13 protein-coding genes are annotated in these 15,978 nt (G+C 66.9%); 8 read left to right on the top strand and 5 right to left on the bottom strand.

Going from position 1 to position 15,978, the window contains the following annotated elements; genetic code table 11:
* Nucleotides 1-18: 18 nt before the first annotated feature.
* Nucleotides 19-1,116: a recombinase RecA gene (recA, locus tag F3K02_RS16775; protein WP_177136769.1), complete on the bottom strand. Its 1,098-nt coding sequence runs from the start codon at nucleotides 1,114-1,116 to the stop codon at nucleotides 19-21.
* Between the two features lie 254 nt (nucleotides 1,117-1,370).
* On the opposite strand from recA, the gene F3K02_RS16770 reads away from it, so the two are divergent.
* The 3 genes from F3K02_RS16770 (at nucleotide 1,371) to F3K02_RS16760 (ending at nucleotide 4,314) form a co-directional block, all read left to right on the top strand.
* Nucleotides 1,371-1,856 (top strand): MarR family winged helix-turn-helix transcriptional regulator, encoded by a 486-nt coding sequence (locus F3K02_RS16770; RefSeq protein ID WP_177136768.1) that lies wholly within the window; start codon nucleotides 1,371-1,373, stop codon nucleotides 1,854-1,856.
* Nucleotides 1,857-2,025: 169 nt separating this feature from the next.
* Nucleotides 2,026-2,700, top strand: a complete 675-nt coding sequence (locus F3K02_RS16765) for a response regulator (RefSeq protein ID WP_177136767.1) — start codon at nucleotides 2,026-2,028, stop codon at nucleotides 2,698-2,700.
* A 138-nt stretch (nucleotides 2,701-2,838) separates the two neighbouring features.
* A complete protein-coding gene (locus F3K02_RS16760) occupies nucleotides 2,839-4,314 on the top strand; it encodes a sensor histidine kinase N-terminal domain-containing protein (protein ID WP_246309539.1) in 1,476 nt (491 codons plus the stop codon).
* Nucleotides 4,315-4,339: 25 nt separating this feature from the next.
* On the opposite strand, the gene F3K02_RS16755 is transcribed toward F3K02_RS16760, so the two are convergent.
* Complete coding sequence (locus F3K02_RS16755; protein WP_177136766.1) at nucleotides 4,340-4,996, bottom strand: glutathione S-transferase family protein; 657 nt, start codon at nucleotides 4,994-4,996, stop codon at nucleotides 4,340-4,342.
* Between the two features lie 18 nt (nucleotides 4,997-5,014).
* The gene (locus F3K02_RS16750; RefSeq protein WP_177136765.1) at nucleotides 5,015-7,987 is read right to left on the bottom strand and encodes a DNA topoisomerase III; all 2,973 of its coding nucleotides are present in this window, start codon (nucleotides 7,985-7,987) and stop codon (nucleotides 5,015-5,017) included.
* 185 nt (nucleotides 7,988-8,172) lie between these two features.
* Between F3K02_RS16750 and F3K02_RS16745 the strand changes: the two genes are divergently transcribed.
* The 3 genes from F3K02_RS16745 (at nucleotide 8,173) to F3K02_RS16735 (ending at nucleotide 10,298) form a co-directional block, all read left to right on the top strand.
* The gene (locus F3K02_RS16745) at nucleotides 8,173-8,631 is read left to right on the top strand and encodes an SET domain-containing protein (protein ID WP_304922716.1); all 459 of its coding nucleotides are present in this window, start codon (nucleotides 8,173-8,175) and stop codon (nucleotides 8,629-8,631) included.
* Nucleotides 8,632-8,733: 102 nt separating this feature from the next.
* A complete protein-coding gene (locus F3K02_RS16740) occupies nucleotides 8,734-9,546 on the top strand; it encodes a biotin--[acetyl-CoA-carboxylase] ligase (protein WP_177136764.1) in 813 nt (270 codons plus the stop codon).
* Entirely contained in the window at nucleotides 9,540-10,298 is a 759-nt protein-coding gene (locus tag F3K02_RS16735; RefSeq protein ID WP_177136763.1) for an SPOR domain-containing protein, read from the top strand. Before F3K02_RS16740 ends, F3K02_RS16735 begins: the two co-directional genes overlap by 7 nt.
* 121 nt (nucleotides 10,299-10,419) lie before the next feature.
* Here the strand turns inward: F3K02_RS16735 and gap are convergent, their stop codons facing one another.
* Both gap and tkt read right to left on the bottom strand, forming a co-directional pair.
* Nucleotides 10,420-11,418 (bottom strand): type I glyceraldehyde-3-phosphate dehydrogenase, encoded by a 999-nt coding sequence (gap, locus tag F3K02_RS16730; RefSeq protein WP_177136762.1) that lies wholly within the window; start codon nucleotides 11,416-11,418, stop codon nucleotides 10,420-10,422.
* Nucleotides 11,419-11,461: 43 nt separating this feature from the next.
* Nucleotides 11,462-13,558 carry a transketolase gene (tkt, locus tag F3K02_RS16725; RefSeq protein WP_177136761.1) on the bottom strand — a complete coding sequence of 699 codons (2,097 nt, stop codon included), beginning with the start codon at nucleotides 13,556-13,558 and terminating at the stop codon, nucleotides 11,462-11,464.
* Between the two features lie 143 nt (nucleotides 13,559-13,701).
* Here tkt and F3K02_RS16720 point away from each other — a divergent pair, with 143 nt between their 5' ends.
* Together F3K02_RS16720 and F3K02_RS16715 are read left to right on the top strand one after the other, a co-directional pair.
* On the top strand, nucleotides 13,702-14,397 hold the full coding sequence (locus F3K02_RS16720; RefSeq protein WP_177136798.1) for a nucleotidyltransferase family protein: 696 nt from the start codon (nucleotides 13,702-13,704) through the stop codon (nucleotides 14,395-14,397).
* Nucleotides 14,398-14,563: 166 nt separating this feature from the next.
* Complete coding sequence (locus tag F3K02_RS16715; RefSeq protein WP_177136760.1) at nucleotides 14,564-15,961, top strand: aminopeptidase P N-terminal domain-containing protein; 1,398 nt, start codon at nucleotides 14,564-14,566, stop codon at nucleotides 15,959-15,961.
* Nucleotides 15,962-15,978: the final 17 nt, after the last annotated feature.

The raw sequence follows: 15,978 nt of genomic DNA, 5'->3' as shown, positions 1-15,978 counted from the left end.
TGCGATCCACCGGGACGCTTATTCGGCGATGGCGGCTTTCTCCGCCTTGGCGGTCTTGCCACCTTTGGCCGGTGCGGCGGCTTCGTCGGTGGGCAGGAGCGGCACGCCGAGCTCGGTGCGCACCTTGTTCTCGATCTCGACGCGCAGGTCGGGGTTCTCGCGCAGGAATTCGCGTGAGTTGTCGCGACCCTGGCCGATCTTCTCGCCGTTGTAGGCGTACCAGGCGCCGGATTTTTCGATCACCTTGTGCAGCACGCCCAGGTCCAGGATTTCGCCTTCGCGGCTGATGCCTTCGCCAAACAGGATGTCGAACTCGGCCGTCTTGAACGGGGACGCCACCTTGTTCTTCACCACCTTGACCTTGGTTTCGTTGCCGATCGAGTCCTCGCCCTTCTTGATCGTGCCGGTGCGGCGGATATCGAGGCGCACCGAAGCATAGAACTTGAGCGCGTTGCCGCCGGTGGTGGTTTCGGGGCTGCCGAACATGACACCGATCTTCATGCGGATCTGGTTGATGAAGATGACCATGCAGTTGGTCTTCTTGATGTGGGCGGTGAGCTTGCGCAGCGCCTGGCTCATCAGGCGGGCCTGCAGGCCGGGCAGGCTGTCGCCCATCTCGCCTTCTAGTTCGGCCTTGGGCGTGAGCGCGGCCACCGAGTCGACCACGATCAGGTCGACCGCACCGGAACGCACCAGGCTGTCAACGATTTCGAGCGCCTGTTCGCCGGTGTCGGGCTGGGAGATCAGCAGGTCCTGCAGGTTGACGCCGAGCTTCTGCGCGTACTGGATGTCCAGCGCGTGTTCGGCGTCGACAAAAGCACACTGGCCGCCCACTTTCTGCATTTCGGCGATGGCCTGCAGGGTGAGCGTGGTCTTGCCCGAGGATTCCGGGCCGTAGATCTCGATCACGCGACCCCGCGGCAGACCGCCGACGCCCAGCGCGATGTCCAGCCCGAGCGAGCCGGTGGACACGACCTGGATGTCTTCGATCACCTCGCCCTCGCCCAGTCGCATGATCGTGCCTTTGCCGAACTGCTTTTCGATCTGGGCCAGCGCGACCTGCAGAGCCTTGGCCTTTTCGCTGTTGACGGGGTTGTTCTTGACGGCTGCGTCCATTTGATGCTCCTGAGCGAGTGAGTGGGTGTTCGCTTCCAGCAGGTGTTTTTGTGTACAGGCTGGATGCTTGAACAGCAGTTTACAGCGATATACATTTCGAACAAGTCAATTTTTGGTCAGTTTGACTTACCATTTGACCACCCCCCTGCGCCGCTGCGCGGCTTCCCCCCAGGGGGACCACGCCCTTGGCCCGGCAAAGCCGGTTCTTCGGCGTGTGCTGGGCTAAAAGACACCTCCTCCGACTGGCTGAACCGATGAACGAAGGACTCCCCTTGGCGGCTGGCGACGACCGCTGGCGCTCCGGCCACCTGGGCCGTCTGATGGGTCTCGCCTTGCGCCGTTTTGACGAACGCGTGCTCGATCTGATGGCGCGCGACGCGGCTGTGCCGCTGGCGCTCTCCAACCTCGCCGCGCGCGCGCAGGTGGGTGCGGCCCACATCCACATCACGCGCCATCTGGCGCTCAAGGGCTCGCGCCTGACCGAGCTCGCCCGGCAGGCCGGCATGAGCAAGCAGGCCATGGGTGATCTGGTGACACAGTGCGAGGCCTGGGGCCTGGTGCGGCGCGAACCCGATCCGCTGGATGCGCGCGCACGCCGCATCGTGTTCACCGAAACCGGCCTGCTCTGGCTGGAAGCGTTTCGCCAGGCGGTGGCACAGGCCGAGGCGGAGTTTCGCGCCCAGGTCGGCGCCGAGGTGGCCACCGTGGTGGCGCTGGGGCTGGAGGCGTACGGCACCTGAACGGCCGCTTGGCGCGCGCTCTCGCGTCCCATGAGTCGGGGGTTTCTCCCGCAACCGACCCCGCTGGCGAGGCCTAAAATGGTCGAGGAGACCATGCCGCCGCCAGCCGGTTGTGCGGCTGACAGTGCCCCCACAACAGGCCGCCCGACCGGCCGCAAAGGAAACCCGCATGCGCATCCTGATTGCCGAAGACGACCAGGTTCTGGCCGATGGTCTGCTGCGCAGTCTTCGCGCGGCCGGCGCGGCCGTCGACCACGTGGCCAGCGGCAGCGAAGCCGACGCCGCGCTGATGACCAACAACGAGTTTGACCTGCTGATCCTGGATCTGGGCCTGCCGAAAATGCATGGTCTGGAGGTGCTCAAACGCCTGCGCTCGCGCGGTTCGGCGCTGCCGGTGCTGATCCTGACCGCGGCCGACAGCATCGAGGAACGCGTCAAGGGTCTGGACTACGGCGCCGACGACTACATGGCCAAACCGTTTTCGCTGCAGGAACTCGAAGCGCGCGTGCGCGCCCTCACGCGCCGTGGTATGGGCGGCGCCAGCTCCACCATCAAACACGGCCCGCTGGTGTACGACCAGGCCGGCCGCGTGGCCACCATCGACGGCAAGATGGTCGAACTCTCGGCGCGCGAACTCGGCCTGCTCGAAGTGCTGCTGCAGCGCGCCGGGCGGCTGGTGAGCAAGGACCAGCTGGTCGAGCGCCTGTGCGAGTGGGGCGAAGAGGTGAGCAACAACGCCATCGAGGTCTACATCCACCGCCTGCGCAAGAAGATCGAGAAGGGCCCGATCCGCATCGCCACGGTGCGCGGCCTGGGTTACTGCCTTGAAAAGATCCCTGGATGAAGGCTCCCCCCGCGCCGGGCTTGCAGCCCGTCACCCCCCCAGGGGGCAGCACTGGTGGCCCGGCAAAGCCGGCTCCACAGTGCTCTGGGTTGGAACCCGTCGCTCCGGACAAGTTTGCGATAAACCGCCGCAGCTGACATGTCCGATCCCAAAAAGCACGACAACGGCCAGATGTCGTTCGGGCTGTTCCAGCGCGAGCAACGCAGCCTGTTTGGCGAGATCCTGGACTGGATGCTCACGCCGCTGCTGCTGCTGTGGCCGCTGTCGCTGGCGCTGACCTGGTTCGTGGCGCAGGGCATTGCCAGCAAGCCGTTTGACCGTGCGCTGGAGTTCAACCTGCAGGCGCTCACGCAGTTTGTGGTGAACCAGAACGAAAAGGTGAGCTTCAACCTGACGCCGCAGGCGCGCGACCTGCTGCGCGCCGACGACAGCGACCTCGTCTACTACCAGGTGCTGGACCCCCGCGGCGAGCTCATCAGTGGCGAGGGCGACTTTCCCCTGCCGCAGGACAACGAAACCCCCGAACCGGGGCGGGTGATGCTGCGCGACGACATCGTGCGCGGCGATGAAGTGCGTGTGGCCTACGCATGGCTCTCGCGCAACCAGGACCCCAAACGCCTGGTGCTGATGCAGGTGGCCGAAACCAAGGGCAAACGCTCCACACTGGCCACCGAGATCATCAAGGGTGTGATGGTGCCGCAGTTCGTGATCCTGCCGCTGGCGGTGCTGCTGGTGTGGATGGCGCTGGTGCGCGGCATCCGCCCGCTCAACGAACTGGAGCAGCGCATCCGCGCGCGCAAGCCCGACGACCTGAGTCCGATCGAAGAGTCGTTCATTCCCCAGGAAGTGGCGCCGCTGGTCTCGTCCATCAACGACCTGCTGACGCGGCTGAAGACCTCGCTGAGCACGCAGAAACGCTTCCTGGCCGACGCGGCCCACCAGCTCAAGACGCCGCTGGCGGGGCTGCGCATGCAGGCCGAGCTGGCGCAACGCGAGAGCGATCCGCAGGAAATCCGCGGCTCGCTGCAGCAGATCGCGCGCTCCAGCACCCGCGCCACCCACACCGTCAACCAGCTGCTGTCACTCGCCCGCGCCGAAACCACCGGCCGCACGTTGCCGACGGCGCGCATCGACCTCGCACGGCTCGTGAAGGGGGTCGTGCAGGACTCCGTGCCACGGGCGCTGGAGCACGGGATCGACCTGGGTTACGAAGGGCCCGAAGAGATGCCGGCGGATTGCCTGATGGAAGGCAATCCGACCCTGCTGCAGGAGATGACGCGCAATCTGGTGGACAACGCCATCAACTACTCCGGCCGGGATGGCGTGGTCACGGCGCGCGTGCTGCTGGACCGCTTCAGCGGCGTGATGATCCTGCAGGTCGAGGACAACGGCCCGGGCATCCCGGAAAACGAGCGCGAACTCGTGCTGCAGCCGTTCTACCGCGCGCTGGGCACCAACGTCGATGGCTCGGGCCTGGGCCTGGCCATCGTGCACGAGATCGCCCAGCAACACGGCGCCGTGGTGTCCATGGAGGACGCCCAGCCGGACCGTACCCACCGGGGTCTGCGCGCGTCGGTGCGTTTTGCGCCCCGCAAGTCCCCGGACAAGGACTGAGGCCCGGCGACGCGGCCGCGGAAATTCAGGCCGCCATGGCCGGCTGGTACACGTTGAGCTGCAGCTTCTCGCGCTCCACCGCGCGCGCCACGGCCGGCAGTGCCGCGAACCGCTGGGCCAGCGCCCAGGTGGAGGGGAAGGTGGTGGGATCGATGCCCGCGTAACCGCCCCAACGCAGCAGGGTCAGCGCGTAGGCGTCGAGCGCGCCCGGCTTCTCGCCCGTGAGCCAGGGTGAAGCCTGGGCCGCGAGCACCTCGATCTCGCCCAGCAGACCCCGGTAGCTGTTCGCGGCGAACGCACGAATGACCTTCTGCGCGCCTTCGTCCTCGGTGAACTTCTGCGGCATGAACACATGGGTGAAGGTGGGGTGCACCGTGTTGTTCATCCAGGCCAGCGTGGACAGCGCACGCGTGCGCGCCAGCCCCGACGCGGGCAGGATGCCGGCCTGTGGAAACTTCGCATCCAGGTGCAACAGGATGGACACGATCTGGGTGACCACCTCGCCGTCGTCCACCAGCACCGGCACCTGGCCGCGCGGGTTGAGCGCCAGATACTCAGCCGAGCGCTGCTCGCCCTTGTGCAGCTTGACGCTGGCGGGTTCGAATGGCGCACCCGAGAGTTCCAGCATGCTGTGCGGCACGAACGAGCAGGCGCCGGGGGCGAAATAAAGTTTGAGACTCATGGTGTGTTGTCTCCTGAATCAGCTGAGGTGTTTGCCCAGCACGCCGGCGATTTCAAACATGGTCACCTGCGGCTTGCCGAACACCGGTTCCAGCTTGGCGTCGGCGTTGATGTTGCGCTTGTTGGCCGCGTCCTGCAGACCGTTGGCCTTGATGTAGTCCCACAGCTTCTTCACCGCTTCGGGGCGCGACACGGCATCGGCACCGATCACCGCGGCCAGCGCCGCGCTGGGCTGCTTGCCGCTCGCGGCAGTGGTCTTGCGCGGCGCCTTGGGCGTTTTGACCGCGGGCGCCTTATTGGCTGCGGCTTTCTTCGCAGGCGCGGCCTTCTTGGCCGGGGCGGCTTTGCCAGCCGCCGCGCGCACGGGTGCGCCGGCCGCGGTCTTGCGCGGCGGGAACTTGGACGGTGCGAACTCGAAGTTCACCTTGCCCGCTTCCTTGTCCCAGGCCAGGAAGGCCTTGAACGCACGGCGCGTGCGCATGGAGACGAACTTGTCGAGCAGGTCGGTCTTGCCGGTTTCCAGCAACTTGCTCATCTGCTCGCGCGCCACCGGCTGCTGCAGGATGATCTTGCCGCTCTTGAAGTCGCAAGTCGGTGTGGCCTGCGCCATCGTCGGCACCGACTTCTCGCAGACGTAGTTGGCGCCGTGTTCGTGCACCGCTCCGCCACACTTGGGGCAGGCGCCGAGCGATTCGCTGCCGGTGAAATCGACCAGCTCACCGGTCTCTTCGTTTTTCTTGTCGTCACCGAAGTCGAATTCGAGTTTCCAGTTCTTCTCTTCTTCGTTGAACTTGATGACGATCTCGGCCACGAAGGGCCAGCCCGCCTTGGAGCGGAAGCCTTCCAGCGGGCCGATCTTTTTGGTCGCCAGCAGCTGTTCGGCCTCTTCGGGCTCGAAGGTGCGACCGGCCGGCGACTTGCCGAACGAGAAGCCGCAGCCCTCGCTGTTGCCGTCGGTGCCGGTGCAGCCGTAGCGGCGGTAGTTTTCTTTCACCACGCCGCCGCAGTTGGGGCAGGGCGTTTGCAGGGTGGCGTAGTTGCCGGGGATGGTGTCGCGGTCGTATTCCTTGGCCTTCTTCACCATGCGCTCGGTCATGGCGGCGATCTCGCCCATGAAGGCGGCGCGGCTGAGCTTGCCGTGCTCCATCTGCGCCAGCTTGTATTCCCACTCGCCGGTGAGCTCGGGCTTGGAGAGTTCTTCCACGCCCAGGCCTCGCAGCAGTGTCATGAGCTGGAAGGCCTTGGCCGTGGGGATGATCTCGCGGCCTTCGCGGAACATGTACTTCTCGGTCAGCAGGCCTTCGATGATGGCCGCGCGCGTGGCAGGCGTGCCCAGGCCTTTTTCCTGCATCGCTTCGCGCAGCTCGTCGTCATCCACCAGCTTGCCGGCGCCTTCCATGGCGCCCAGCAGGGTGGCTTCCGAATAGCGTGCGGGTGGCTTGGTCTTCAGGCCTTTGGTCTCCACCGATTCGGTGCGCACGGTCTCGCCTTCGCGCACCGGCACCAGGTTCTGCCCCTTGTCGCCCTCTTTGGCATCCACCACGTCTTCGGCGGCTTCCTTGCCATAGACCGCCATCCAGCCCGGCTTGACCAGCACCTTGCCTTCGGTCTTGAAGTGGTGATTGACCACACTCGTGATGCGGGTCGTGACCATGAATTCGGCGCTGGGGAAGAACACCGCCAGGAAGCGGCGAACCACCAGGTCGTACAGCTTCTGCTCGGCTTCGCTCAGCCCGTGCGGCGCCTGCAGCGTGGGGATGATGGCGAAGTGGTCCGACACCTTGCTGTTGTCGAAGATGCGCTTGCTCGGGCGGATGTAGCCGCCGTCGAGCGCGGTGCGCGCGTGCGGCGCCAGGTGCTTCATGCCGCTGCCGGCCAGCATCTCGAAGGTCTGCTTCACCGTGGGCAAATAGTCCTCGGGCAGGGCGCGCGAGTCGGTCCGCGGGTAGGTCAGGGCCTTGTGGCGCTCGTACAGGCTTTGCGCCAGCTGCAGCGTGGTCTTGGCCGAGAAGCCGAAGCGGCCGTTGGCCTCGCGCTGCAGGCTGGTCAGGTCGTACAGCAGGCCGCTGGCCTGCGTGGTGGGTTTGCTCTCTTCCTTGACGCTGGCGGCCTTGCCGCGCACCGCATCGGCGATCGCCTGGGCTTCGCGCTGGCTCCAGACGCGGTCGGCGCGCTGCTCCAGGTCGGCGTCATCGCCGGTGGGCTTCTTGAACGCGGGGTCGAACCACTTGCCCGGGTACTCGCCGGCCTCGGCCAGGAAGGCCGCGTGGATTTCCCAGTAGTCGCGGCTGCGGTGGGCGCGGATCTTTTCTTCGCGCTCGACCACGATGGACAGCGTGGGCGTCTGCACCCGGCCGACCGTGGTGAGGAAAAAGCCGCCGTCGCGCGAGTTGAACGCGGTCATGGCGCGCGTGCCGTTGATGCCGACCATCCAGTCGGCCTCGGAACGGCTGCGCGCGGCGTCGGCCAGTCCCTGCATCTGTGCATCGCTGCGCAGGTGTTCAAAACCGTCGCGGATGGCCGCCGGCGTCATGGATTGCAGCCACAGGCGCTGCACCGGCTTGCCCAGCGTCTGGTACGAGCCGCCCTTCAGGCCACCGGCGTACTGTTCGATCAGCCGGAAGATCAGCTCGCCCTCGCGGCCCGCGTCACAGGCGTTGATGAGTTTCGTCACGTCCTTGCGCTTGGCCAGGCGCACCACCGCCGACAGGCGCGACTTGGTCTTGTCGATCGGCTTGAGTTCAAAGTAGGGCGGCAGCACCGGCAGGTGGGCGAAGCTCCACTTGCCACGTTTGACGTCGAACTCTTCGGGCGCGGCGATCTCCACCAGGTGGCCCACGGCGGAAGTGACGACGTAGGTGTCACTCTCGAAGTGGTCATCGTGCTTGTCGAACTTGCCCGCCACCGGGGTGAGCGCTCGCACGATGTCCTGGGCCACGGATGGCTTCTCGGCAATGACCAGGGTTTTGGCGAAACCTTCAGCAGTTTTCATCTCTACAATCAGCTTTCACGCGCGCATGCACGCGCACACATGGGTACGCACACACACGCGCGCACCTGCATGAATCAACCTTACCAAAAATTCCGGCCGTGACGAAAACCGCAGGTTTCGCAAAAAGCCCCCGCCAGACGCGCGCCGCTTCCGCCACCAAAACGCCCGCTGCCAGCAGCCGGCGCATCCAGACGCGGCGCTCCGGCGTGCACGGCAAGGGCGTCTACGCCGTCGTGGATCTGGCCGAAGGTGAGACCCTGATTGAATACGTGGGCGAGATCATCAGCTGGGACGAGGCGCTCAGGCGCCACCCCCACGACCCCAGCGATCCGAACCACACCTTCTATTTCCACATCGATGAAGGCCACGTCATCGACGCCAAGGTGGGCGGCAACTCCTCGCGCTGGATCAACCACAGCTGCAACCCCAACTGCGAAGCCGAGGTGGACGACGGCCGGGTCTTCATCCGCGCCCAGCGCAACATCGCCGCGGGCGAAGAGCTGTTCTACGACTACGGCCTGGTGATCGACGAGCCCTACACCCCGAAGCTCAAGGCCGAGTACCCCTGCTGGTGCGGCGCCAAGAACTGCCGCGGCACGCTGCTGGCGCCGAAGCGCGGTGGCCGTGCCACGAAACTGGGATGACCCCCCTGCGCCGCTTCGCGTCTTCCCCCCAAGGGGACAACACCAGCGCCCCGGCAAAGCCGGTTGCGCGGTGTTCTGGGCTGCAGGCGCGCCTCTCCGACCATGTCTGACCTGCTCGCCCACGTCGAGGCCGTCTGGCAGGCGGTCGTGCCCGATCTGCCGGGTTTCACGGTCGAGGTGCTGCCCAGCATCGACTCCACCAGCAGCGAGCTCATGCGCCGCGCGCGCGCCGGGTTGATGGAGCCGGTGCTGCTGGCGGCCGACGAGCAGACCGCCGGGCGCGGTCGTCTGGGCAAGGGCTGGCACAGCAAGGCCGGCCAGTCGCTCACCTTTTCGCTCGCGCTGCCGCTGGCGCCGGCCGACTGGTCCGGCCTGTCTCTGGCGGTCGGCGTGAGCCTGGCCGAGAGCCTGCACCCGGATGTGCGGCTCAAGTGGCCCAACGACCTCTGGCTGCACCAGCGCAAGCTCGGTGGCATCCTGGTGGAAACCGCCAGCAACGGCACATCGGTCGGCAGCGCTGCCACACACCCGCGCTTGGTCGTGGTGGGCGTGGGCATCAACATCGCCCGCCCCGAAGCCGCGGCCGTGAGCGCCCTGGCCAGCCCGGACGCGCTGCTGCCCGCCATGGCGCCCGCCGGCTTGTCCGAGGTGCTGGTGGGCCTGACCGCGGGCGAGGCGCTGGCACGGGTGGCGCCCGCGCTGGTGCGCGACATCCAGGCCTTTGAGTCGCAAGGCTTCACCGCCTTTGCCGAGCGTTTCGCCCGGCGCGATGCGCTCCAGGGGCAAAGTGTGCGCCTGTCCGACGGCACCCAGGGAACCGCCTGTGGTGTGAGCCCGCAAGGGGCCTTGCTGGTTCAGACCGACCAGGGCATGCAGGCGGTCACCAGTTCGGAAGTGAGTGTGCGGCCATGTTGAGGGTGGTGATCTGGTTGCTGGTGCTGGCCAACGCGGGCTATTTCGCCTGGACCCAAGGGTACCTGGGCGCCCTGGGCCTGAAACCGGTGGTGCAGTCCGAGCCCGAGCGGTTGCGATCCCAGATCAAGCCCGAGGGCTTGCGCCTGCTCAACGCCCCCCGGCCGGCCGAGGCGCCATCGAACGCCACGGCACCGACGGCGGCGCCCCCAACACCACCCGCTCCAGCGCCAGAGGCAATGGCAGCGACCACGGTTGCGGCCCCCGAAGTCCCTGCCAAGCCCCAGACCGACAACACGCCCGCCACCGCTTGTTGGCAAGCCGCCATCTACTCGCCAGCCCAGGCCGATGTGTTGCGCAGTGCCCTGCAACAACTGGGCCTGCCCGACGGCGCCTGGCGGCTCAACGAAGTTCTCAGCGGAGGCCGCTGGATTGTCTACATGGGACGCTACAACGACGAGCAGATGGCGCGCAAAAAGACCGAACTGCGCGACATCAAGATCGAATTCCGGGAAGTCACGGTGCCAGCACTCGGACGCGGTCTGGCGCTGGGCACCTTCTCCAGCGAAGCCTCGGCCGAACAGGCCCTGCAGGACCTGAGCAAAAAGGGCGTGCGCACCGCGCGCGTGGCGGTGGAGCGGCCCGAAGGCACCAACTTTGTCCTGCGCCTGCCCGCCGCCACCGAAGCGCAGCGCAACGCTGTGAGTGGCCTCGGCGCTGCTCTCGCGGGCAAAAGACTCCAGCCCTGCGAATGAAAAAAAGCCGCTGTTTTCACAGCGGCTTTTTTTCATTCCAGGGCACCCGTAGAGCCGGCTCCGCCGGGCCACCGGGTGCGGCCCCTTCCGGGGGAAGCTACGAAGCGGCGCAGGAGGTGCCTTATCCAGCGACCACGCGTGCCATCTCCAGGCACTTGTTGGAGTAGCCCCACTCGTTGTCGTACCAGGCCACGACCTTGACGAAGGTGCTGTCCAGCGCGATGCCGGCGTCGGCGTCGAACACGCTGGTGCAGGTCTCGCCACGGAAGTCGGTCGCCACGACCTTGTCGGTGGTGTAACCCAGCACGCCCTTGAGCGCGCCTTCGCTCTGCGCCTTCATCTCGGCGCAGATCTCGGCGTAGCTGGCTTCGCTGTTGAGTTCCACGGTCAGGTCGACCACCGACACGTCGGACGTCGGCACGCGGAAGCTCATGCCGGTCAGCTTCTTGTTCAGCTCGGGAATCACCACGCCCACGGCCTTGGCAGCGCCCGTGCTCGAAGGAATGATGTTCTCCAGGATGCCGCGACCGCCGCGCCAGTCTTTGTTGGACGGGCCGTCCACGGTCTTCTGCGTCGCGGTGGCAGCGTGAACTGTCGTCATCAGGCCGCGCTTGATGCCCCACTTGTCGTTCAGCACCTTGGCCACAGGGGCCAGGCAGTTGGTGGTGCACGAGGCGTTGGAGATGATGGCCTGGCCGGCGTAGGTCTTGTGGTTCACGCCGTAGACGAACATGGGGGTGTCGTCCTTGGAGGGCGCAGACAGGATGACCTTCTTGGCGCCCGCGTCCAGGTGCTTCTGGGCCGTGACCTTGTCGAGGAACAGGCCGGTGGATTCGATCACGACGTCGGCGCCGACGTCGGCCCACTTGAGGTTGGCGGGGTCGCGCTCTTGCGTCAGACGGATGGTCTTGCCGTTGACGACGATGTTGCCGCCTTCGACCTTGACGGTGCCCTTGAAGCGGCCGTGCACGCTGTCGTACTGCAGCATGTAGGCCAGGTAGTCGGGTTCGAGCAGGTCGTTGATGGCGACGACTTCGATGTCGGCAAAGTTCTGGATCGCGCTGCGCAACACGTTGCGCCCGATGCGGCCGAAGCCGTTGATACCGATCTTGATGGTCATGTCCTGTACTCCTGTGGATGGATGAAAAATCAAACGAAACCGATTACTTGGTCAATACGGTGCGCACCGTGTCGGCCACGTTCTGGGCGGTGAAACCGAAGTGTTCGAACAGCGCCGGCGCCGGGGCGGACTCGCCGTAGGTGTCGAGGCCGACGACCGCGGCCACGCCGTATTTCCACCAGCCGTCGGTGGAGCCCATTTCCACCGCGATGCGCGGCAGGCCTTTGGGCAACACTTCCGCCTTGTAGGCCGGATCCTGGCGGTCAAAGGTCGTGGTGCTGGGCATAGAGACCACGCGCACCGCGATGTTGTAGGCGCGGGCCAGCAGGTCCTGCGCCTTGAGCGCAAGCTGCACTTCGGAGCCGGTGGCGATGATCACCGCCTGGGCCTTCTTCTTCAGTCCCACTTCGCTGGGCTCAGCCAGCACGTAGGCACCGCGGCTGATGTCGCCGAGGTCGTGCTTGGGGGCGTAGGGCAGGTTCTGGCGGCTCAGCAGCAGCGCAGTCGGCTTGTTGCTGTTTTGCAGCGCCACAGCCCAGGCCACGGCGGTCTCGGCGGTGTCGCCCGGACGCCAGACGTCCAGGTTGGGGATCAGGCGCAGGCTGGCGGCGTGTTCGACCGACTGGTGGGTCGGGCCGTCCTCACCCAGGCCGATGGAGTCGTGCGTGAAGACGTGGATCACGCGCTGCTTCATCAGCGCGGCCATGCGGATGGCGTTGCGGCTGTAATCGGAGAACGTGAGGAAGGTGCCGCCGTAGGGGATGAAGCCACCGTGCAGCGCGACGCCGTTCATGATCGCGGCCATGCCGAATTCGCGCACGCCGTAGTTGATGTGGCGGCCACCCTGGCCGGCCTCGTTCTTCACCACGTTGCCGGCCAGATCGAAGCGCAGGTTAGGCGTGGACTTGGTGTTGGTCAGGTTGGAGCCGGTCAGGTCGGCGCTGCCACCCAGCAGCTCGGGCAGGGCGGCCGTGAAGGCTTCCAGCGCGATCTGGCTGGCCTTGCGGCTGGCCACGGTCTCGGCCTTGGTGTGGGCCGCGAGCACGGCGTCCACAGCGACCTGGTGGAACTGCTTGGGCAGCTCGCCCTTCATGCGGCGGGTGAATTCCTTGGCCAGCTCGGGGAAGGCAGCCTTGTAGGCGGCGAACTGCGCGTTCCAGGCGGCTTCAACGGTTTTGCCGGCGGCCTTGGCGTCCCAGGCGGCGTAGACGTCTTTCGGAATCGCGAACGGGGCGTGGGGCCAGCCCAGGGCTTCGCGGGTGAGCTTGATCTCTTCGATGCCCAGCGGCTCGCCGTGGGCTTTGGCGGTGTTGGCGCGGTTCGGGCTGCCCTTGCCGATGGCGGTCTTGCAGCAGATCAGCGTGGGCTTGTCGGCGCTGTTCTTGGCGGCGGCGATGGCCTTGTCCACGGCGTCGGCGTCGTGGCCGTCGACCGCGCGGATCACGTTCCAGCCGCAGGCTTCAAAACGCTTGGGCGTGTCGTCGATGAACCAGGGCGCGACCTGGCCGTCGATGGAGATGCCGTTGTCGTCGTACAGGGCGACCAGCTTGTTGAGCTTCCAGGCGCCGGCCAGCGCGATGGCTTCGTGGCTGATGCCTTCCATCAGGCAGCCGTCGCCCAGGAAGACGTAGGTGTTGTGGTCCACGATGGCGTGGCCTTCGCGGTTGAATTCGGAAGCCAGCAGCTTCTCGGCCAGCGCCATGCCCACCGCGTTGGTGAGGCCCTGGCCCAGCGGGCCGGTGGTGGTTTCGACGCCGGGCGTGTGGCCGACCTCGGGGTGGCCCGCGGTCTTGCTGCCGAGCTGGCGGAAGTTCTTGAGTTCGCCGATGGGCAGCTTGTAGCCGGTCAGGTGCAGCAGCGCGTAGATCAGCATGGAGCCGTGGCCGTTGGACAGCACGAAGCGGTCGCGGTTGGCCCAGGCGGGGTTGGTGGGGTTGTGGCGCAGGTGGCGGCCCCACAGCGCAACGGCCATGTCGGCCATGCCCATGGGTGCGCCGGGGTGGCCCGAGTTGGCGGCCTGCACCGCGTCCATGGCGAGCGCGCGGATCGCGTTGGCCTGGGTCTGCGGCGACACCGTGGGTGCGGCGGCAGGGACGGCGGCGGGGGCGGGGCTGAAGGGGGTGTTGGCGTCGTCGGACATGGATGAACCGTGGTGAGGTGGGATGACAGCGCCCAGGGCGCCAAACCCGAGATTTTATCGGGCCGCCCGTCCGGCCCTGGCGGCTCGTGAATAATGCAGACGTGACCTTGCCCCACACCACCGCGAAAGCCACCATCCCCGCCATGATCCTGGCCGCCGGGCGCGGCATGCGCATGCGCCCGCTGACCGACGTGACACCCAAGCCTTTGCTGCGGGTGCAGGGCAAGCCGCTGATGCAGTGGGAGATGGAAGCGCTGCACCAGGGTGGCTTCTCCCGACTGGTGGTCAACACCGCCTGGCTGGGCGAGCAGATCGAGCAGGAGTTCGCCGACTGGCCACAAGCCCACCCGGGCGCCGAGGTTGCGTTTTCACACGAAGGCCAGGACTTCGGCTACGCGCTCGAAACCGCGGGTGGTATTTCGCGCGCGCTGCCGCTGCTGGGCGAGGTGTTCTGGGTGCTGGCGGGCGACGTCTACGTGCCCGGCTTTCCCTTCACCCAGGCCAGCGTGGACCGCTTCAGCGCCAGCGGCCTGCTGGCGCATATCTGGCTGGTGCCCAACCCGGCGCACAACCCCCAAGGCGACTTCGGCCTGGCCGCCGACGGCCGGGCGCTGAACCAGGCCGACCAGAAACACACCTACAGCACCATCGGCCTGTACCGCCGCGCGCTGTTTGAAGCCCCGTGGTGCGAAACCATCCCCGGCAACCCGCAGGGCACCGCCGCACCTCTGGCGCCGCTGCTGCGCCAGGCCATGGACGCCGGGCTCGTGAGCGCCGAGCTCTACACCGGCCCCTGGACCGATGTCGGCACACCCGAGCGCCTGAAAGAACTGGGCTGAAGCAATCGGCTCCCCCCGCGCCGCCTGCGGCGTGCCTTGCAGGCCGCGTCATCGTCGGAGCCGATGCCTCTTCGTCCCGTCGAAGCCGGTTCCACCGCATCCTTGGTTGAACTGCGCGCCGGACAGTGGCACTGCGGGGTCGTTGCAAAACACGGAGAATGCGTCCATGGACGCACACACCTCCCACGCCCTCTACACCCAACGCCGCGCGCAGCTCGCTGCCCAGCTCGGCCCCGGTGGCATCGCCATCGTGCCCACCGCGCCCGAGCAGCAGCGCAACCGCGACAGCGACTTCCTGTTCCGGCACGACAGCTACTTCTATTACCTGACCGGCTTCACCGAACCCAAGGCTTGGCTGGTGATCACCGCCGAAGGCGAGAGCACGCTGTTTTGCAACCCGAAAGACGCCGAGCGCGAGATCTGGGACGGCCTGCGGCTGGGCCCGGACGCCGCGCCCGACGCGCTCGGCGTGCAGGCCGCGTTTTCCGTGGCCGAACTCGACCAGCGCCTGCCCCGGCTGCTGGAAAACCGCAGCGTGGTCTGGTACCCGTTTGCCACCCACGAGGGGCTGGAGAGCCGCGTCAATCAGTGGCTGCAGCCGGTGCGTGCCCGCGTGCGCTACGGCGCCCTGTGCCCCGAGTCGCAGCGCGACCTCTGCGCCCTGCTGGACGAGATGCGCCTGACCAAGGATGCGCACGAACAGGACGTGATGCGCCGCGCCGCGCAGATCAGCGCGCGTGCCCACATCCGCGCCATGCAGCGCTGCGCCGCCATGCTGCGTGCGGGCCAGGACGTGCGCGAGTACCACCTCGACGCCGAGCTGCTGCACGAGTTCCGCCAGCAGGGCTCGCAGTACCCGGCCTACGGCAGCATCGTCGCCGCCGGCGCCAACGCCTGCATCCTGCATTACCGCGCCGACACCGCGCCCATCCGCAGCGGCGAGCTGGTGCTGATCGACGCCGGCTGCGAGCTCGACGGCTACGCCAGCGACATCACCCGCACCTTCCCCGCCAACGGCAGCTTCACCGGCCCGCAGCGCACGCTGTACGACCTGGTGCTGGCCTCGCAGGAAGCGGCGGTGACGGCGACGAAAGCCGGCGCGCGTTTCACCGACCCGCACGAAGCCACGGTCGCCGTGCTGGCGCAGGGCCTGCTCGACGTCGGCCTGCTCGACAAGAACAAGGTGGGCAGCGCGCAGGACGTGATCACCAACCGCAGCTACTTTCCGTTCTACATGCACCGCACCGGCCACTGGCTGGGCATGGACGTGCACGACTGCGGCGGCTACGTGGAACCGTCGGAGATCGGTACCGTCAACGAACGCAAGGACCCGCTCTCGGGCGAGCTCATCAAGGACCGCCCCAGCCGCATCCTCCAGCCCGGCATGGTCCTCACCATCGAGCCCGGGCTGTACGTGCGCCCGGGCGAGGGCGTGCCGGAACACTTCTGGAACATCGGCATCCGCATCGAAGACGACGCCATCGTCACCGCCACCGGCTGCGAACTCATCAGCCGCGGCGTGCCGGTGCAGGCCGACGAGATCGAAGCGCTGATGCGCGGCTGACGCTCGTCGCGGCGACT

Origin of the sequence: Hydrogenophaga aromaticivorans, assembly GCF_013387465.1 — a bacterium.
GTDB classification, from domain to species: Bacteria; Pseudomonadota; Gammaproteobacteria; order Burkholderiales; family Burkholderiaceae_C; genus Hydrogenophaga; species Hydrogenophaga aromaticivorans.
The sequence above is the reverse complement of the archived record's forward strand: the minus strand, read 5'-3'. Positions and strand labels throughout refer to the sequence as shown.